This window comes from Streptomyces kunmingensis (assembly GCF_039533535.1).
GTDB classification, from domain to species: Bacteria; Actinomycetota; Actinomycetes; order Streptomycetales; family Streptomycetaceae; genus Streptomyces; species Streptomyces kunmingensis.
This window is the reverse complement of sequence record NZ_BAAATS010000030.1, coordinates 354930-373237: the sequence shown is the minus strand read 5'-3', so window position 1 is coordinate 373237 and position 18308 is coordinate 354930. Positions and strand designations below refer to the sequence as shown.

The following is an 18308-nucleotide window of genomic DNA, read 5'->3' as shown; positions in this document are numbered from 1 at the left end:
CTTCGGTCTTGCAGGGTGAGTGACGGGACTTGAACCCGCGGCCACCTGGACCACAACCAGGTGCTCTACCAACTGAGCTACACCCACCATGTCCGGTCTTTTGTCGTTCTTCTGACCGGCCGAGAAAAAGTGTACAGGGTCCGGAGGGGTGCTCGCGCACCCCTTTTCCGGGCCCCGTACGGACGGACGTGGGACAGCCGTGAAACGGGCTATTGCGCAGGCAGGACGTACTTCGCCGCGATCGTCTTCGCGGTGTCGGAGTCGGGCCCGGGCTGCGGGACGAAGATCGCCTCACGGTAGTAGCGCAGCTCGGCGATGGACTCGCGGATGTCGGCGAGTGCCCGGTGGTTGCCGTTCTTCTCCGGACTGTTGAAGTACGCCCTCGGGTACCAGCGCCGGGCCAGTTCCTTGACCGAGGACACATCGACGATCCGGTAGTGGAGGTACTCCTCCAGCGTCGGCATGTCACGCAGCAGGAATCCGCGGTCGGTACCGACCGAGTTCCCGCACAGCGGGGCCTTGCCCGCATCCTTGACGTGCTCACGTACATAGGAGAGAACCTGCTCCTCGGCGTCCGCGAGCGTCGTTCCGCCCGCCAGCTCGTCGAGGAGACCCGAGGCGGTGTGCATATTGCGCACCACCTCGGGCATCGTCTCCAGGGCCTCGTCCGGCGGGCGGATCACGATGTCCACACCGTCGCCGAGTACGTTCAGCTCCGAATCGGTGACCAGTGCGGCCACCTCGATGAGCGCGTCGTTCGCCAGCGAGAGTCCGGTCATCTCGCAGTCGATCCACACCATGCGATCGTTCATGCGAGTAACCCTACGGGTCGGACCTTCCCGCTGGCAGACGACGGGCGTCAGCTCCTGTTCCGGTTGTTACGGTGCCGTGCGCGGACCGGGCAGGCTCGCCCGGCCCGGCGCGTACGCGTCGGACGTCGGTTTACCGCCCTCGGTGTGCCCCGTGGGGCCCATCGGCCCCGTCGGCATCGAGGCCGCGGGCGCGCCGAGCGCGTGCGCGGCGGCGGTGCGCCGGGACTGTGCGGGTACGGGACCGGGGCCCGGGGTCTCGGGGCCTTGCAGCGGCGCGATGTCCAACGGCCTGTCCGCCTTGGCGGCCGCCCCGGAGTCGCCCGCCTGTGGCCGGCGCGCCCGGTACGCGGCCCGGTACGCGGCCGGGGACGAGCCCAGCTGGCGCCGGAAGTGTCCGCGCAGCGCGACCGGCGAGCGGAAGCCGCAGCGCCCGGCGACCTCGTCGACCGAGTAGTCGGAGGTCTCCAGGAGCCGCTGCGCCTGCAGCACCCGCTGGGTGATCAGCCACTGCAGGGGAGCACTTCCGGTCAGTGAGCGGAAGCGCCGGTCGAACGTACGGCGGCTCATATAGGCGCGGGCCGCCAGCGTCTCCACGTCGAACTGCTCGTGGAGGTGCTCAAGGGCCCAGGCGACGACCTCGGCCAGCGGGTCCGCGCCGATCTCCTCAGGTAAAGACCTGTCGAGATAGCGCTCCTGGCCGCCGCTTCGGCGCGGTGGGACCACCAGTCGGCGGGCGAGCGCTCCGGCCGCCTCGTTCCCGTGGTCCGTGCGCACTATGTGCAGGCACAGGTCGATACCGGCCGCCGTACCGGCGCTCGTCAGTACGTCTCCGTCGTCGACGAAGAGCTCGCGCGGGTCCACATGGACCGACGGATAGCGCTTGGCGAGCGTCGGCGCGTACATCCAGTGCGTGGTGGCCGGCCGGCCGTCGAGCAGACCGGCCGCGGCGAGCACGAACGCGCCGGTGCACAGGCCGACGATGCGCGCTCCTTCCTCGTGGGCGCGACGAATCGCGTCCAGCGCCTCCTCCGGTGGCGGCGAGGTGATCGACCGCCAGGCCGGCACGACGACCGTGCCCGCCCGCGAGATCGCCTCGAGCCCGTGCGGCGCGGTGAGTTCAAGTCCCCCAGTGGTGCGCAACGGTCCCTCTTCACCGGCGCACACGAGCAACCGGTACCGGGGAACTCCCGCGTCCTGACGGTCGATTCCGAACACGGAGAGCGGAATTGAACTCTCGAAGATGGGTCCGCCGCTGAACAGCAGCACCGCGACGATCTCTCGTCGGCGGCGCCCCGCCAGCTTGCGAGCCGCCGCCTCCGGCGCGGTGGTGGAGTCGTGGCTCATCCTGCTAAGCCCCCCTCGGTGATCGCGGCTCCCTCAATATTTTGACGGGCTGTTCGCTCCTGCACGTTTCCCCTCGGTCCTGCACGAAGTCCCCCGCCGCCTACAGATCAGACAGTCATGATCGAATCTACTGTGTCCCGTGGTGCCGTCGTGACCAGTTAAAGACCTGGCACATTGTCGACATGGCAACGTGGCGTGAAGCAGTCGATCACGAAGCGTTGCACTCACGAGCGTTGCTGGGAAGTACGCCTCAAGTCAGTGGCCGGTCCCCGTAGGGCGCAGGCGCCCTCGGGGGTCCTTTCAGCCCTGGTGGAACGGGGGTTGGGGGAGGCTCCGGACAAGGGATGTGCCCCATGGCGAAGTTGGCTGAAAATATACGGAGTGGCGGGTGGCGCAGGCTCACTCCACCGGCGCACCACGGTCCGCCCGGCGCCCCCCGCGGTGCGCCCCCGGGCCGCTTCGCCCGTGACGCCCACGATGGCCGCAATACTGTTCACTGTGCAACTGTGCTGCGCCACGTTCTGACTGACGCAGCAACAATCGGCACGCGGCCGTGACCGCCGCGAGACCCAGCGCGGCCCCGCCGGCGCCCGCGGCCGAAATGCCGTACCCCACGAGGACGAGCGGCACCAGAACACAGCTGAACGCCGCCCAGCGGATGACGTCGCCCACGCCGTCCGTGGTCGCGGGGGGCGCGAGGGGGCCTCCCTCCGCCCGGGTCTGCGGTTCGGGCGCCCGGGCGGGCGCCGGAACGCTCCGGCGCGCGGTCGTGGCGCGCTCGGCGGCGCGGTCGGCGGCGTGGTGCGCGGGGGTCGGTCCGGGCACGGCGTGCTCCCTGTGTCTTCGGTTCGGGAGTTCAACGCGCGGCTGCCGCGCCGGTCACTTGACGCACCCCGGACTGCGGCCACAAGAGTGCGCAAAACGCCTGTACGGGGCAGCAACCATTGCCATACGGGCGGGGCCTCGTGCATGCTCCCCTGAACGCTGCGGAGCGTGACCCCTCACCGGGCGGGAAGCAGGCCCGGCGGCGGGTCCGAGACTGGGCAGAGGAGGAGTGTCGCCGTACCCTTGGGGGTATGGGGTTGGGAAGATGATTCCCGGACACAGCTCCGCCGGGTCCGTTGTCGTTCCCCTCATACCGTTCCCCTCCTCCAGAGGCCCACGAGGTACACGCCGAGACACTCATGGCCGGTCACGAGATTCCTGAACCCGCGGACCGCGAGCGGCAGGTCGCCGATCCCCTGGCGACGCCCCTGGCGGCGGAAGAGACACGTCACGCCTGTGATCCCGCTTTCCGGCACGGAGTCGTCGTCGGATTCGACGGTTCGATGTCGAGCGAGCGCGCGCTGGCCTACGCGATCGGCATGGCCCACCGTTCGGGCTCCGGGCTGATCATCGTCCATGTCGCCAACCGGCTGCCCACCACCGTGTGGGCCGGCTGCGAGCCCCCGGTCTTCGTCGACGTGCCGGACCACCGCACCGAGGTGCTCGGGCTCGAGCTGGCCTGTGCGGAGTATCTGTCCGAGGTGCCCTGGATCCTCGTCGAGCGTGGCGGCGACATCTGCCACGAGCTGGAGGAGGTCGGGCACGAGTACTCCGCGGACGCCATCGTCGTCGGCTCCACGCACGGGCTCGTCGGGCGGATCTTCGGCTCGGTAGCGGGGCGGCTCGCGCGGCGGGCGCAGCGGCCCGTGGTCGTCATTCCCTGACCGGGCTCAGCCGCTGGGGCCTGCGGGCGTGCTACGGGCTGTGAGTCTTCAACTCATGTATGCGGAAGCTGCGTTGGGCTGTCACCGCATTGGGCTGTCACCGATTTTCCGGAACGGATAAATCTACCCGCGCGTAGAGGTGGTTCGTGCCCTTGTGAAGGGTACATACCGGTCGCCGGACAACAGGGCCGGGGTAATGGGCGACCCCGGCCCTTCTGGAACGGGTCCCATGCGCAGGGTGGCGCGCATGGGACCCGTTCGTTCGTCGCGCCGGAAGTGACGTGGGGCGGGCTACTCCACCGTCACGGACTTCGCCAGGTTGCGCGGCTTGTCGATGTCGCGGCCGAGGGCCAACGCCGTGTGGTAGGCGAGGAGTTGGAGCGGGATGCCCATCAGGATCGGGTCGAGCTCGTCCTCGTTCTTCGGGACGATGATGGTGCGGTCGGCCTTCTCCTGCTCCTGGTGCGCCACGGCGAGGATGCGGCCGGAGCGGGCCTTGATCTCCTCGAGCGCGGCGCGGTTCTTCTCCAGCAGGTCGTCGTCGGGGACGATCGCGACCGTGGGCAGCGCCGGCTCGATCAGGGCCAGCGGACCGTGCTTGAGCTCGGACGCGGGGTAGGCCTCGGCGTGGATGTACGAGACCTCCTTGAGCTTCAGGGACGCCTCGCGGGCCACCGGGTAGCCCCGGACGCGTCCGATGAACATCATCGAGCGGGCGTCCGCGTACTCCTTCGCGATCTCCTCGATCTCCGCCTCCTGCTCCAGGATCGCGGTGATCTGGGCGGGCAGCTTGCGCAGGCCCTCGATGATGCGCTTGCCGTCGGCGACGGACAGGTCGCGGATGCGGCCGAGGTGCAGGGCCAGGAGCGCGAAGGCGACCGTGGTGTTGGTGAAGCACTTGGTGGAGACGACGCAGACCTCGGGGCCCGCGTGGACGTAGACGCCCGCGTCCGACTCACGGGCGATCGCCGAGCCGACCACGTTCACGACGCCGAAGACCCGGGCGCCCTTGCGCTTCAGCTCCTGGACGGCGGCGAGGACGTCATAGGTCTCGCCGGACTGGGAGACCGCGATGTAGAGGGTGTCGGGGTCGACGACCGCGTTGCGGTAGCGGAACTCGGAGGCCGGCTCGGCGTCCGCGGGGATGCGGGCCAGCTCCTCGATCATCTGCGCGCCGATCAGACCGGCGTGGTACGAGGTGCCGCAGCCGAGGATCTTCACGCGGCGCACGGAGCGGGCCTCGCGGGCGTCCAGGTTCAGGCCGCCCAAATGCACCGTGGAGAAGCGGTCGTCGATGCGGCCGCGCAGCACGCGGTCCACGGCGTCGGCCTGCTCGAAGATCTCCTTGTGCATGTACGTGTCGTGGCCGCCCATGTCGTAGGAGGCGGCCTCCCACTCGACGGTGGTCGGGGACGCGGTGGTGCGCGTGCCCTCAGTCGTGTACGTGCGGAAGTCGTCGGCCTTCAGGGTGGCCATCTCGCCGTCGTCGAGGGTGACGATCTGGCGGGTGTGCGAGACGAGCGCGGCGATGTCCGAGGCGACGAACATCTCCTTGTCGCCGATGCCGAGGACGACCGGCGAGCCGTTGCGGGCGACCACGATGCGGTCGGGGAAGTCGGCGTGCACGACCGCGATGCCGTACGTGCCCTCGATGAGGCGGAGCGCCTCGCGGACCTTGTCCTCGAGGTCCGTCGCCTGCGAGCGGGCGATGAGGTGGGTGAGGACCTCGGTGTCCGTCTCGGAGAGGAACTCGACGCCCTCGGCGGTCAGCTTCACGCGCAGCTCGGCCGCGTTGTCGATGATGCCGTTGTGGACGACGGCGACCTTGTTGTCGCCCGACATGTGCGGATGCGCGTTCTCGTCGGAGGGGGCGCCGTGCGTGGCCCAGCGGGTGTGGGCGATGCCGGTCGTGCCCTTGAAGCGGGCCGGGACCTTGGCCTCCAGGTCGCGCACCCGGCCCTTGGCCTTGACCATCTTCAGGCCGGTGGCCTTCGGGCTGGTGATCACGACGCCCGCGGAGTCGTAGCCGCGGTACTCCAGGCGCTGAAGCCCCTCGAGGAGGAGCGGCGCGACGTCACGCTTGCCGATGTAACCGACGATTCCGCACATAGGTAAGAAGGGTCCCCTCTGATTGTGGATCTGTGCCGGGCCGGGCCCGGTCAGCCGTAGACCATCCGGCGCAGCTGCCGGAGCGAGAGCTCCGGTGGCGCCACCGCCCGGTACCGCAGCTCCGACGTGATCTGTTCGAAGATCGCCGCGTTCACCAGGCCCTGACCCTGGAGCTCGCGGTGCCGTCGGCGGACATAGGCGTCCGTCGATTCGTCGAAGTAGGCGAGCACGTCCTGGATGACCCGCAGCGCCTCGCCCCTGCCCAGGGACGTGCTGCGGGTCAGATGATCGACCAGTTCCTCGTGCACTCGGTAGATCCTGGAGGAGTGCCGGGGCTTTCGCAAGAAATCTGCCCGATATCGGGCAGGGGATGCGGTGAATGGGTGGGATGCGAGACCCTTGGCCGGAATATGGTCAAGGCTTGAAGCGTGTTATGCCGCTTGTTCGGGCCGCGTTCATCCGGCGTACCCGGGCGAGATGGGTGCCCCCAGCAACTTTCGAGCCATGGACATTCCACGTATGGGCGTACCCGACGAACTGGCCGACCGGAGCCTGGCCGAGCAGCACGAATACCTGCGCAGCAGGTTCTCCCGCCGCACCATGATGCGCGGCGGTGCCGTCACCCTCGGCGCGGTCGCGGGAGGCGTCTTCGTGCCGGGAGCGGCCAGTGCGGCGACCCCGGCCGCGTCCTCCGCCGCCACCGCGACGGCGCACGAGCACGTCGACGGTGCGCTCGTCGCCCCCTTCGGCCGCCACCTCTCGTACGGCAGCGATCCGCGCACCCGGATGACCGTCTCCTGGCAGGTGCCGGTCGCCGTGAAGAACCCGTACATCCGCATCGGCGCGCACGCCGGCGACCTGTCGCGGAAGATCCCGGCCGAGCTCCGCGCCCTCTACACCCCGGCGGGCGTCGGCACGAGCGCCGACCACACCCAGTACTACGTGCACGCCGAACTGACCCACCTCAAGCCCGGCAGGACGTACTACTACGGCGTCGGGCACCAGGGCTTCGACCCGGCGTCCCCGAAGTTCGCGGGCACCGTCGGCACCTTCACCACCGCGCCCGCCCGCGCGGAGCGCTTCACCTTCACCGCCTTCGGCGACCAGGGCGTCAGCTACCACGCCCTCGCCAACGACAGCCTGATCCTCGCCCAGGGCCCCTCCTTCCACCTGCACGCCGGTGACATCGCCTACGCGGACCCGTCCGGCCAGGGGAAGACCACGGACACGTTCGACGCGCGGACCTGGGACCAGTTCCTCGCGCAGACCGAATCCGTCGCCAAGTCCGTGCCGTGGATGGTCAGCTACGGCAACCACGACATGGAAGCCTGGTACGCGCCGCACGGCTACGGCGGCCAGGAGGCCCGCTTCGTGCCGCCGCGCAACGGCCCCGACCCGAAGAACCTGCCGAGCGTGTACTCCTTCGTGCACGGCAACACGGCGGTCATCTCGCTCGACGCCAACGACGTGTCCTGGGAGATCCCGGCCAACCTCGGCCTCTCCGGCGGCACGCAGACCAAGTGGTTCGAAGGACAGCTGAAGAAGTTCCGGGCACACGGCTCCGGCATCGACTTCGTCGTCGTCTTCTTCCACCACTGCGCGTACTGCACCGCCACCGCGCACGCCTCGGAGGGGGGCGTGCGCAAGGAATGGGTGCCGCTGTTCGAGAAGTACACGGTCGATCTCGTGATCAACGGGCACAACCACGTGTACGAGCGTTCGGACGTGCTCAAGGGCGACAAGGTCACCAAGGAGCTGCCGATCGGGGGCACCGCGTATCCGGAGACGGACGGTGTCGTGTACGTGACGGCGGGCGCGGCCGGGAAGAGTTTGTACGCGTTTCCTGTGGCCGACACGTATGAGGGGCACGAGAAGGCCGTAGATCCGTTCCAGTCGTACGTGGTTCAGCCCGACGGGAGCAAGAAGTCCGTGACCGTGGACTGGTCCCGGGTGCGGTACACGAACTACTCGTTCCTGCGGGTCGATGTGGAGCCGGCTCCTGTGGGGCGTACGGCCACGCTTACCGTGCGGGGGCTTGCGGAGACGGGTGAGGAGATCGACCGGTTCGTCGTGGCTCGAAAGGTACGCCGCTAAGGGGCGCGGGGGAACTGCGCGCTCAGCCCCCACCGGCCGTGCGACGGCGAACGACACGGGGCTCCGCCCCGGACCCCGCTCCTCAAACGCCGGAGGGGCTGGATCTGGCCGGATGAGGCTGAAGTGGCTAGAGCCGCTTCAATACCGCCTGCTTCGCTGCCGCGAACTCGTCGTCCGTCAGGACCCCCGCCCGGTGCAGCTCACCGAGTTCGCGCAAGCGCCTCAGCAGTGCGTCGTGGTCGTCCTCGGGCGGGGCCGGCGCGGGGTCCGGTGCCGGGGCCGGACGCGGGGGCAGTTCCTTCTGGGCGGCGGAGCCCGCGCCGGGGTGTGGCAGGCGGGCCTGGACGGCGGCCGCGACCAGGGCCATCAGCGGGTCCTTCTTGAAGCCCCACAGCTCGATCGAGTTCGGGTCGTACTTGGGCGGCGCCTTCGTCGGGGAGGAGCGGACGACGAAGCGCAGGCAGCCGTTCTCCAGGCCCACCGCCGGCTGCCACTCCACCGCCGCGATGTCGGAGAGGGCGAGCAGCCGCGTCCCGGCCGAGGCCTTGGCGTCCTCCGTCTTCCAGTTCCACTCCAGGCGTATGTGCTCCCCGTCGAAGCTCGCCGTGCCGTCGCCGGCGGAGACGGACAGCGGCACGGACGGGCCCGGCAGCACGTACGCCGTGCAGGCCGACGACGGGACCCGTTCGAGAAGCAGCGCGTTGCGGATCTCGTCCACGATGTACTCGGCGACCCCGTACCGGTCCGATTCGACGGTCAGCTGGTAGGGGTCCGCGCCGTCCGTCAGCTTGCCGCCGGTCGCCTGGAGCAGCGGGTCCGCGCCGTCGCGCAGCCGCAGCCGCAGCCGCCCGGTCTTCTTGCCGTGCTCGAAGGAGACTCCGGCCAAAGCCTGGAGCGGCACGGTCACTTCACCCAGGGCCTTGCGGAGCAGGTTCACATTTTTGTCGCGCCCCGGCACCAGCCGCAGCGTCTCCCCGTCGAACGTCCATGTGCCGTCGCGCTGGATGATTTCCGCCATGGGGCAATTCTGGCATCAGGCCCCCCGCCAACTGGTCTACACCTTGACCCGCCGCAAGGCGGGCGGTACGCATGGTGACCGATCGGTTGCTCAGCTCGTGCTCCACTCGTGCTCGGCTCGCACAACGAACTCCGCCAACGACTCCGTCGAAGGGACCGTTCGTGCACTACAGATCGCAACGCAAGCCGCTGGTAGCCCTGTTGGGCTCACTGCTGCTCGTCGCCGCCGGGGCAGGCGCCCTCGCCGTCGTCCCGGCCGCCGCCGCACCGGCCGCCGCCACCCCCCTCGGGCAGATCGTGCCCGCGCCCGCCAGGGCGACCGCGGGCGGATCCGCGTACAAGATCACGGAGAGGACCCGGATCCGGGTCGACGACGGGTCGCGTGACGCGCGCCGGGTCGGGGACTACCTCGCCGGCGTACTGCGCCCCTCCACCGGCTACAAGCTGCCCGTCACCGACGACCGGGCCGGCGACGGCATCCGGCTGCAACTGGACGGGAAGGCCGAGGGGATCGGCGCCGAGGGGTACCGGCTGACGAGCAGCGGGCGGTCCGTCACCATCGTCGCCCGCGAGGCCGCCGGGCTGTTCCACGGCGTGCAGACGCTGCGCCAGCAGCTGCCCGCGAAGGTGGAGGCGGACAGCAGGCAGTCGGGGCCGTGGCTCGTCGCGGGCGGCACCATCGAGGACAGCCCGCGCTACGAGTGGCGCGGCGCGCATCTCGATGTGTCGCGGCACTTCTTCACGGTCGGCCAAGTGAAGCGGTACATCGACGAGTTGGCGCTCTACAAGGTCAACAAGCTGCATCTGCACCTGAGTGACGACCAGGGGTGGCGCATCGCCATCGACTCCTGGCCGAAGCTCGCGACGTACGGCGGCTCGACGCAGGTCGGCGGCGGTGCGGGCGGCTACTACACGAAGGCCCAGTACAAGGACATCGTGCGGTACGCGTCCTCGCGGTATCTGGAGGTCGTGCCCGAGATCGACATGCCCAGCCACACGAACGCGGCCCTCGCCTCCTACGCCGACCTGAACTGCGACGGCGTCGCGCCGCCGCTCTACACGGGCACCGCGGTCGGCTTCAGCTCGCTGTGCGTCAACAAGGACATCACCTACGACTTCGTGGACGACGTGGTGCGGGAGGTGGCAGCGATCACGCCCGGCAGGTACCTCCACATCGGCGGCGACGAGGCGCACTCCACCAGCCACGACGACTACGTGACCTTCATGGACAAGGTGCAGCCGATCGTCGCCAAGTACGGGAAGACGGTGGTCGGCTGGCATCAGCTGACCGCGGCCACGCCCGCCGAGGGCGCGCTCGCGCAGTACTGGGGCACGGAAGGGACCAGCGCCGCGGAGAAGGCGCAGGTCGCCGCCGCCGCGAAGAACGGGACGGGGCTCATCATCTCGCCCGCCGACCGGACGTACCTCGACATGAAGTACACGAAGGACACACCACTCGGGCTGTCGTGGGCGGGGTACGTGGAGGTGCAGCGGTCCTACGACTGGGATCCGGGCAACTACCTGCCCGGCGCGCCCGGTTCGGCCGTGAAGGGCGTCGAGGCGCCGCTGTGGTCGGAGACCCTGTCGACGTCCGCGCACCTCGACTACATGGCCTTCCCGCGGCTGCCCGGCGTCGCCGAGCTCGGCTGGTCGCCCGCGGCCACGCACGACTGGGACACGTACAAGGTGCGGCTCGCCGCGCAGACCCCGCGCTGGGACGCGCTCGGCATCGGCTACTACAAGTCGCCACAGGTGCCCTGGACCAGCTAGCCGGCTAGGGGTGGGCAGGTGAAAGGGGCTCGGGAGGACCGTCTCCCGAGCCCCTTTCGGTCCTTGGGGAATGTGCCGCCGCTACGCGATCGGGTTCTCCAGGTCGCCGACCAGCTGGAGGGCGCCGGACGGGTCCGCCAGGTCCACCATCTGCTCGTTGTTGCGCAGCTGGAGCCGGTTGAGGGCGGACAGCGCGAACGTCGGGGCGAACATGTCGAACTGCGCGAACTTGTCGGCCAGATGGGGCGCCGACGCCTGGTAGTCGCGCACGCAGTCGGCGACCGCCGCCCAGAACGTGGGCTCGTCCAGGACGCCGTCCTCGACCAGGTTCGCCGCGAGGAAGCGGAAGAAGCAGTCGAAGACGTCCGTGAAGATCGACAGGAGCTTCATGTCGTCGGGGACCTCGGCCCGGATCCGGTCCACCTTCGGCGGCAGCACCGCGTCGGTGTCCATCACCGCGATCTCCTCGGCGATGTCCTTGAAGATCGCCCGCGTGACCGTGCCGCGCTCGTCCAGGACCAGGATGACGTTCTCGCCGTGCGGCATGAACACCAGGTCATAGGCGTAGAAGCTGTGCAGGAGCGGCGTCAGGTACGCCTTCAGGTACGGCTTCAGCCACTCGCGCGGCGTCAGCCCCGAGCGCTCGATCAGCGCGCCCGCGAAGGAGCGGCCCGCGCGGTCCACGTGCAGCAGCGACGCCATCGTGGCGAGGCGCTCACCGTCGCCGAGGGACGGCACCGGCGACTCGCGCCACAGGGCCGCCAGCATCTTGCGGTACGGCGAGTAGCGGTCGGTGGCGGCCTCGTACTCCAGGTGCCGGTAGCCGACGGCCGCGCGCTCGCGGATGATCGTCAGGCCCGTGCCCTTGAGGACCTCGTCGTTCTCGATGAGCCCGGCCAGCCAGTCGTTGATCGCCGGGGTCGCCTCCATGTAGGCCGCGGACAGGCCGCGCATGAAGCCCATGTTGATGACCGACAGGGCCGTCTTCACGTAGTGCTTCTCGGGCGACGTGGAGTTGAAGAACGTACGGATCGACTGCTGCGCCAGGTACTCGTCGTCGCCCTCGCCCAGGCACACGAGGTGGCGCTGGGCGACCTCGGCGGCGAAGGTGACGGACAGCTTGTTCCACCACTGCCACGGGTGGACCGGGATGAGCAGGTAGCCGGCCGGGTCGAGGCCCTGCTCGCGCAGCGTCGTGTCGAAGCGGGCGAGGGTCTCCTCGCCGAGTTCGGCGCGGAGCAGCGACTCGTATGCGAGGCCGACGCCGGCCGTGAACGCGGCCCGCTCGCGCGTCGCCGCCAGCCAGATCAGACGTACGGGGCTCGCGGTCTCGGGGGCGTACGAGAGGTACTCGTGGATGCCGAAGCCGAGGCGGCCGTTGTTCGCGACGAAACACGGGTGGCCCTCGGTCATGCCCGTCTCGATGTCCTGGAAGGAACCGGTCGCGGCGAGCTCGGCCGAGGTGACGTCGGGCTTCGTCAGCTTGAAGCAGGTGCCGGAGAGGGTGGAGGAGATCTCCTCCAGGTAGACCGGCAGGATCGCGTCGGACAGGCCGAGCGAACCCTTCAGCTCGATGAAGAACTCCAGGGCGTGCAGCGGGAGTTCGGTGCCGTCGCGGTGGCGGGTGATCGAGTCGGCGGGTATCTGCCAGTGGTCCAGGCGCAGTCGGCGGGCGCTGAACTCGTAGCGGGTGTTGCCGTCGTCGCTGCGGACGGCGTAGCGGCCGTCGTCCAGGGCCTCGGGGGTGAGCAGCCGCTCGTGGCTGAACTCGGCGAGGGCCTTGCGGACCAGGAGGCGGTTGGCCTCGGCCCAGCGCTCGGGGGAGAGGTGGGAGACGGTGTCGGCGAGGGTCATACCCGGACCTCCTTGCCCTTGGCGGTGGCGGCTTCGAACTGGGCGCGGGTGCAGAAGCTCAGCAGCGCCGTCTTCTCGGGCTTGGCGATCTCGCGGTCGGGGACGAAGCCGACGGCCTCGTTGAGCGCGTGCACCGCCTTGTTGCGGACGTCGGGCTCTACGACGACCCGCTCGACCGCGGGGTCGGTGAAGAGGTGTGCCATCACCGCGGTGATCACGGCGCGGGTGAAGCCGTGCTCGGGGGTGTCGGTGGGCGCGACGAGGAAGTGCATGCCGATGTCGCCGGGCTCGGGCTCGTACAGGCCGACCAGCTCGACGTACCGGGGGTCGTAGCGCTCCATCAGGAAGGCGGGCACGCCGTCCCGCTCGCCGATGAAGGCGTCGTGGTGCCCGGCCGCGGCGATCGACATGTACTCGCGTTCCACGTCGGGGAGGGTCGCGTCGCCCATCAGCCAGAACGCGGCCTTGGGGTGCGTGACCCAGCCGTGGACGAGTTCGGCGTCCTTCAGGGGGTCGAGGGTGCGTATTGCAAAGGTCATACAGCGAACTCCTGGAACGCGATGGTCTTCTCGACGGGGTAGTACTCGGTGCCGAGCAGCTCGCCGATGATGTAGCTGTTGCGGTAGGCGCCCATGCCCAGGTCGGGGCTGGTGATCGAGTGCGTGTGCACGCCCGCGTTCTGCAGGAAGATGCCGTGCCCGGTCGTGTCGATCGCGTAGTTGCGGGCGACGTCGAAGCGGCCCCGGCCGTCGAGGCGGATGCGGTCCTTGACCGGTTCCAGGAAGGCCGGAGTGCTGTACTTATAGCCGGTGGCGAGGATCAGGCCCTCGGTCTCGACCTCGAAGTCCTTGTCCTGCTCCTCCTGGTGCAGGCCGAGGGTGTACGTGCCGTTCTCGTAACGGGCGGTGCGGAGCGCCGAGTTGGTGAGCAGGCGCGTGGGCACGGGGCCGCCGAGCTTCTTCTGGTAGAGCAGGTCGAAGATGGCGTTGACGAGCTCGCCGTCGATGCCCTTGAACAGGCCCTTCTGGCGTTCCTCCAGCGAGTACCGGGTGGTCTCGGGCAGCGCGTGGAAGTAGTCGATGTAGTCCGGGGACGTCATCTCGAGCGTGAGCTTGGTGTACTCGAGGGGGAAGAAGCGGGGGGAGCGCGTGACCCAGTTGAGCTGGTAGCCGTGGACGTCGATCTCGGCGAGCAGGTCGTAGTAGATCTCCGCGGCGGACTGCCCGCTGCCGACCAGGGTGATCGACTTCTTCCGCTGGAGCTCCTGCTTGTGCTGCACGTAGCGGGAGTTGTGCAGGTGGTCGCCGCCGAGGCCCTGGACGGCCTCGGGGATGTGCGGCGGGGTGCCGGTGCCCAGGACCAGGTGCGGGGCGCGGTAGGTGGTGCCGTCCTCGGTGGTCGCCGTGTAGAGGCCGTCGCTCTCGTCGTACGTGACCGCGGCGACGGTGGTGTCGAAGCGGATCGAGGAGAGCTTCGCGGCGGCCCAGCGGCAGTAGTCGTTGTACTCGACACGCAGCGGATAGAAGTTCTCGCGGATGTAGAACGAGTACAGCCGCCCGGACTCCTTCAGGTAATTGAGGAAGGAGTACGGGGACGTCGGGTCGGCGAGGGTGACGAGGTCCGACATGAACGGGGTCTGGAGGTGGGCGCCGTCGAGGAACATGCCCGAGTGCCACTCGAAGTCCGGCTTGGACTCCAGGAAGACACCGTTCAGCTCGGCTATGGGTTCGGTCAGGCAGGCGAGGCCGAGGTTGAACGGGCCGAGTCCGATCCCGATGAAGTCGTACGAGTCACGGGACTCAGGAAGCGCGGTCAAGGGTGTCTCCCAGGTACTGCTCGGCGTGGCCGGCGATGAGGTCGAGGACGGCCGAGATGTCGGCGAGGGTCGTCTCGGGGTTGAGCAGGGTGAACTTCAGGAACTGGCGGTCGCCCACCTTCGTGCCGGCGACGACCGCGTCGCCGGAGGCGAACAGGGCTTTGCGCGCATAGAGGTTGGCGCGGTCGATCTCCGAGGGGTCGGTGACCGCGGCCGGGATGTAGCGGTAGACGAGCGTGGACAGGCTCGGCTCCACGACGACGTCGAAGCGCGGGTCGGCGGCGAGCAGCTGCCAGCCCTCGTGCGCGAGGTCGCACACCTCGTCGAAGAGGCCTCCGATGCCGTCGGCGCCCATCACGCGCAGTGTCATCCACAGTTTGAGCGCGTCGAAGCGGCGGGTCGTCTGCAGGGACTTGTCGACCTGGTTGGGGATGCGCTCGGCGACCGTACGCCGCGGGTTGAGGTACTCCGCGTGGTACGTGGCGTGGCGCAGCGTGGTGCCGTCCCGGACCAGCAGGGCGCTCGAACTCACCGGCTGGAAGAAGGACTTGTGGTAGTCGACGGTGACGGAGTCGGCGCGCTCGATGCCGGTGAGCCGGTCGCGGTTCTTCGGCGAGACGAGCAGCCCGCAGCCGTACGCGGCATCCACATGCATCCATGTGTCGTACTGGGCGCACAGCTCGGCGATCTCGGGCAGCGGGTCGATGGACCCGAAGTCGGTGGTGCCGGCGGTGGCGACGACGGCCATGGGGACGAGGCCGTCGGCGCGGCAGCGCTCCAGCTCGGCGGCGAGCGCCACGGTCTGCATGCGCTTCGTGCGGTCGACCGGGATGGAGACGACGGCGTCGGCGCCGAGGCCGAGCAGCTGCGCGGACTTCTTGACGCTGAAGTGGCTGGCCTCGGAGGCGAAGATACGCAGTTTCGCGAGCGAGGCGGGTCCTTCCCACCCTTCCGGCCCCGGCTTGGCCTCCTGGCGGGCGAGGAGCAGCGCCTGGAGGTTCGACTGCGAGCCGCCGGAGGTGAAGACGCCGTCGGCGGCGGGCCCGAGGCCGATCCGCGCGGTGGTCCAGTCGATCAGCTTGCGCTCGATGAGCGTGCCGCCCGCGGACTGGTCCCAGGTGTCGAGGGAGGAGTTGACCGCGGAGAGGATGGCCTCGCCGAGCACGGCCGGGATGACGACCGGGCAGTTGAGGTGCGCCAGGTAGCGGGGGTGGTGGAAGTAGACGGCGTCGCGGAGGTACACGTCCTCCAGCTCGTCGAGCACGGCGATGGTGTCGTGGAGGGGCTTGTCCAGGTCGACGGCGTCGATGGTGGGAGCGAGGGCGTCCGGGGTGACGCCCGTGAACGGCCGTGCGGTGGTGGCGAGTTTGGCCGCCACCCGCTCGATTCCCTCGGTCACGGAACTGCGGTACAGCTCCGCGGTCGTGTCATTGAGCAGGTGCGAGCGCATGAACGGTTCCTCCGGGTGGGGATGAGGGTGTTCCCGGGTGGGGCAGGCGGTGGGGCGAGCGGTGGGGCTGGTGGTGGAGCTGGTGGTGGAGCGAGCGGTGGGACTGGTGGGGCAAAAAAAGGGCGGGGCCGCGAACTCGTTATTAGGTTAGCCTAACCTAATTTGAGCCCGCGACCCCGCCCCGGGTATGTGACCGGAATGCCTTGAGATGGCCGGATTTCGGTTACGCGGCGGCCGGTTGCTCCCGCAGCGCGTCCTCGCTCAGACCGCGCTTCCAGTACCCGACGAACGTCACCGCCCGCTTGTCGTAACCGCGTTCGCGCACCAGATGGCGCCGCAGCTCCTTCATGGCCCCGCACTCGCCCGCCAGCCAGGCGTACGGGCTGACGGAGTCCGGAAGCCGCGTGCTGCGCAGGGATTCGAGAGCCGTGACGCAGCCCTCGGCGCGCACCAGCCAGGTGACGGTGACATCGGCGGCCGTCACGATCGGCTGGATGTCGTCGCGGTGCGGGACCTCCAGGAAGACGTGCGCCGAGACGGAGGCGGGCAGCCACGCGAGCACGCCGAGCGCCGCGGGCAGAGCCGTCTCGTCGCCCCACATGAGGATGTGGTCGAAGTCCCGCGGCGGCCGGCATCGGACGGCGGCGTTGTCGGCGATCGCCGGGCCGAGCACGGCGGCCCGGTCACCGGGGCGCGCGCTCTCCGCCCAGCGGCAGGCGGGGCCGGCGGCGGCCGGACCGTCGTTGTGCAGGACGAAGTCGATGTCGATCTCCTCGACGGTCCCGGCCGGTCCGCGGCGCTGGCCGCTCAGCGTGTACGAGCGCATCACCGCGCGCTCGTGGGCCGGGATCGCGCGGTACGCCGCGTGCCAGGCGCGGCCGTCGTCGCCCGGCTCGACGGGCGGCAGGACGGGCGCGTGCTGCCCCGGCTGCGGCAGGAAGAGCGAGAGGGACTGGTCGCGGCCGCCGCCGTGGAAGCGGTCGAGCTCGTCGCCCGTGAAAACGACCCTGAGCAGCGACGGGCCGAGCTGCCGGGTGCGCACCACTCGCAGATCGAAGAACCGGAAAGGGGTAACAGCGGGGGCTTCGGCCGTCACGGTCATGGGATCAGGACACCTTCTTCGCCGTCTCGATGGCCTTGGCCAGGTTCTCCAGGAGGGGGGCGCACTTGTCGTAGGACAGGATCGGCTCGGGGGAGCGCGGGATGACCTGGCCGGCCTTGACGGCGGGCAGCTGCTTCCACGTCGGCTCGTCGATGTCGGCCGGCTGGATGGTCTGGCTGCGGTCGTCCATCATGATGATGTCGGCCTTGTGCTTGTCGACGTTCTCCCAGCTCAGGTTCTCGAACCAGCCGCCGGACTCCTTCTTCGCGGCCTCCGTGGGCTCGACGAAGTTCACGCCGAGGGCCTTGAAGTACTCCAGGTCGATGGAGAGGTCCGTGCCGGAGACGTAGAAGATGTCCTGGCTCGCGCTGCCCGCGAGGACCTTGATGTCCGGGTGGGCCTTCGCGGCCTTGCGCAGCCGGGCGGCCGCGTCCTCGAACCGCTTCTTCGCCGCGACGACCTTGTCGGCCTTCAGGTCGGCGCCGAGCGACTCGGCCAGCGCGTACATCCGCTCGAGCGGCTGCGTCATCTGCCGGTCGAAGACGGAGACCGCGACGCTCGGGGCGAGCTTGGCGATCTTGTCCTTCGACTCCTCGGGGACCGACCAGAGGGTGCCCGCGGAGTCGAACGTCGTGGTGATCAGCACGTCCGGGGCGAGGCCCGCGTACTTCTCGATGTTGAACTGGCCCCAGGCGTTGCCGAGGACCGTGACCTTCTTCACGTCCATGTCGCCGGCCTGGACGTCCGGCTTGCCGCCGTTGGTCGTCGTCGGGCCGAAGACGCCCTTGACCTGGACGCCGTAGTCCCACAGGGCCGCGCCGACACCGGTGAAGGCGACGATGTTCGCCGGAACCTTGTCCAGCTTCACCGTGGTGCCGCGGTCGTCCTTGAAGGACCAGGGACCGGACGCGCCCTTCGTCGCGGAGTCCGAGCCACTGTCTTTGGCACCGTCGTCGTTGCCGCAGGCGGCGAGCGCGACACCGAGGCCGAGGGCACCGCCGGCGGCGAGCACGCCACGGCGGGTGGGGCGGGACAGTCGGGCGTTGGGCATGACGAGCTGCTTTCGGACGTGCCGGACCAGGCGCCGGGTCGCTTCTGCGGAACTGAGGGAAGGTTAACCTAAGTTCCTGGCATGTCCAGGGGGCAGGGGGGTGTTGAGGCGCGGGTCACGGGGAACGTCTGCGCCGGCAGCTCGGTGCCGACCTCGACCTCCGCGTACTTGATGGTCGTC

Annotated in this window: 14 protein-coding genes and 1 tRNA gene; 3 read left to right on the top strand and 12 right to left on the bottom strand. The window is 69.4% G+C overall.

The features are described 5' to 3' along the window. Positions 1-14: 14 nt before the first annotated feature. From ABD366_RS35000 to ABD366_RS34990, 3 genes are all read right to left on the bottom strand, one after another. Positions 15-87: transfer RNA gene (locus ABD366_RS35000), tRNA-His, on the bottom strand. A 122-nt stretch (positions 88-209) separates the two neighbouring features. Then, positions 210-812 carry an oligoribonuclease gene (orn, locus tag ABD366_RS34995; protein ID WP_324774880.1) on the bottom strand — a complete coding sequence of 201 codons (603 nt, stop codon included), beginning with the start codon at positions 810-812 and terminating at the stop codon, positions 210-212. Between the two features lie 66 nt (positions 813-878). Next, entirely contained in the window at positions 879-2156 is a 1278-nt protein-coding gene (locus ABD366_RS34990; RefSeq protein ID WP_324774881.1) for a helix-turn-helix domain-containing protein, read from the bottom strand. A gap of 1184 nt (positions 2157-3340) precedes the next feature. On the opposite strand from ABD366_RS34990, the gene ABD366_RS34980 reads away from it, so the two are divergent. Continuing rightward, positions 3341-3865, top strand: coding sequence for a universal stress protein (locus ABD366_RS34980; protein ID WP_324774883.1), 525 nt, complete (start codon positions 3341-3343; stop codon positions 3863-3865). A 291-nt stretch (positions 3866-4156) separates the two neighbouring features. Here ABD366_RS34980 and glmS read toward each other — a convergent pair whose 3' ends face one another. Both glmS and ABD366_RS34970 read right to left on the bottom strand, forming a co-directional pair. After that, positions 4157-5974, bottom strand: coding sequence for a glutamine--fructose-6-phosphate transaminase (isomerizing) (glmS, locus tag ABD366_RS34975; protein WP_324774885.1), 1818 nt, complete (start codon positions 5972-5974; stop codon positions 4157-4159). Between the two features lie 50 nt (positions 5975-6024). Continuing rightward, positions 6025-6282, bottom strand: a complete 258-nt coding sequence (locus ABD366_RS34970; protein ID WP_324774887.1) for a hypothetical protein — start codon at positions 6280-6282, stop codon at positions 6025-6027. A gap of 196 nt (positions 6283-6478) precedes the next feature. Here ABD366_RS34970 and ABD366_RS34965 point away from each other — a divergent pair, with 196 nt between their 5' ends. Next, positions 6479-8068 (top strand): purple acid phosphatase family protein, encoded by a 1590-nt coding sequence (locus ABD366_RS34965; RefSeq protein ID WP_324774890.1) that lies wholly within the window; start codon positions 6479-6481, stop codon positions 8066-8068. Positions 8069-8195: 127 nt separating this feature from the next. Here the strand turns inward: ABD366_RS34965 and ABD366_RS34960 are convergent, their stop codons facing one another. Then, a complete protein-coding gene (locus tag ABD366_RS34960) occupies positions 8196-9086 on the bottom strand; it encodes a DUF4429 domain-containing protein (protein ID WP_324774892.1) in 891 nt (296 codons plus the stop codon). A 71-nt stretch (positions 9087-9157) separates the two neighbouring features. Here ABD366_RS34960 and ABD366_RS34955 point away from each other — a divergent pair, with 71 nt between their 5' ends. Further along, positions 9158-10855 carry a beta-N-acetylhexosaminidase gene (locus ABD366_RS34955; RefSeq protein ID WP_324774895.1) on the top strand — a complete coding sequence of 566 codons (1698 nt, stop codon included), beginning with the start codon at positions 9158-9160 and terminating at the stop codon, positions 10853-10855. An 81-nt stretch (positions 10856-10936) separates the two neighbouring features. On the opposite strand, the gene ABD366_RS34950 is transcribed toward ABD366_RS34955, so the two are convergent. The 6 genes from ABD366_RS34950 to ABD366_RS34925 all read right to left on the bottom strand — a co-directional run bounded on the left by ABD366_RS34950 (position 10937) and on the right by ABD366_RS34925 (position 18128). After that, complete coding sequence (locus ABD366_RS34950; RefSeq protein WP_324774897.1) at positions 10937-12709, bottom strand: IucA/IucC family protein; 1773 nt, start codon at positions 12707-12709, stop codon at positions 10937-10939. After that, on the bottom strand, positions 12706-13248 hold the full coding sequence (locus tag ABD366_RS34945) for a GNAT family N-acetyltransferase (protein WP_324774900.1): 543 nt from the start codon (positions 13246-13248) through the stop codon (positions 12706-12708). Before ABD366_RS34945 ends, ABD366_RS34950 begins: the two co-directional genes overlap by 4 nt. Beyond that, on the bottom strand, positions 13245-14525 hold the full coding sequence (locus ABD366_RS34940) for a lysine N(6)-hydroxylase/L-ornithine N(5)-oxygenase family protein (RefSeq protein ID WP_324774902.1): 1281 nt from the start codon (positions 14523-14525) through the stop codon (positions 13245-13247). Before ABD366_RS34940 ends, ABD366_RS34945 begins: the two co-directional genes overlap by 4 nt. Then, a complete protein-coding gene (desA, locus tag ABD366_RS34935) occupies positions 14509-15975 on the bottom strand; it encodes a lysine decarboxylase DesA (RefSeq protein WP_324774904.1) in 1467 nt (488 codons plus the stop codon). Before desA ends, ABD366_RS34940 begins: the two co-directional genes overlap by 17 nt. Positions 15976-16198: 223 nt before the next feature. After that, entirely contained in the window at positions 16199-17077 is an 879-nt protein-coding gene (locus ABD366_RS34930; protein ID WP_324774907.1) for a siderophore-interacting protein, read from the bottom strand. Between the two features lie 4 nt (positions 17078-17081). After that, positions 17082-18128, bottom strand: coding sequence for an ABC transporter substrate-binding protein (locus ABD366_RS34925; protein ID WP_324774909.1), 1047 nt, complete (start codon positions 18126-18128; stop codon positions 17082-17084). Positions 18129-18308: the final 180 nt, after the last annotated feature.

Excerpts from the sequence above, each read along its gene's own strand:
- ABD366_RS34945 (WP_324774900.1), bottom strand. The coding sequence starts at position 13,248 with ATGACCTTTGCAATACGCACCCTCGACCCCCTGAAGGACGCCGAACTC.
- ABD366_RS34990 (WP_324774881.1), bottom strand. The coding sequence starts at position 2,156 with ATGAGCCACGACTCCACCACCGCGCCGGAGGCGGCGGCTCGCAAGCTG.
- ABD366_RS34950 (WP_324774897.1), bottom strand. The coding sequence starts at position 12,709 with ATGACCCTCGCCGACACCGTCTCCCACCTCTCCCCCGAGCGCTGGGCC.
- orn (WP_324774880.1), bottom strand. The coding sequence starts at position 812 with ATGAACGATCGCATGGTGTGGATCGACTGCGAGATGACCGGACTCTCG.
- ABD366_RS34930 (WP_324774907.1), bottom strand. The coding sequence starts at position 17,077 with ATGACCGTGACGGCCGAAGCCCCCGCTGTTACCCCTTTCCGGTTCTTC.
- glmS (WP_324774885.1), bottom strand. The coding sequence starts at position 5,974 with ATGTGCGGAATCGTCGGTTACATCGGCAAGCGTGACGTCGCGCCGCTC.
- desA (WP_324774904.1), bottom strand. The coding sequence starts at position 15,975 with ATGCGCTCGCACCTGCTCAATGACACGACCGCGGAGCTGTACCGCAGT.
- ABD366_RS34965 (WP_324774890.1), top strand. The coding sequence starts at position 6,479 with ATGGACATTCCACGTATGGGCGTACCCGACGAACTGGCCGACCGGAGC.
- ABD366_RS34960 (WP_324774892.1), bottom strand. The coding sequence starts at position 9,086 with ATGGCGGAAATCATCCAGCGCGACGGCACATGGACGTTCGACGGGGAG.
- ABD366_RS34980 (WP_324774883.1), top strand. The coding sequence starts at position 3,341 with ATGGCCGGTCACGAGATTCCTGAACCCGCGGACCGCGAGCGGCAGGTC.
- ABD366_RS34925 (WP_324774909.1), bottom strand. The coding sequence starts at position 18,128 with ATGCCCAACGCCCGACTGTCCCGCCCCACCCGCCGTGGCGTGCTCGCC.
- ABD366_RS34955 (WP_324774895.1), top strand. The coding sequence starts at position 9,158 with ATGGTGACCGATCGGTTGCTCAGCTCGTGCTCCACTCGTGCTCGGCTC.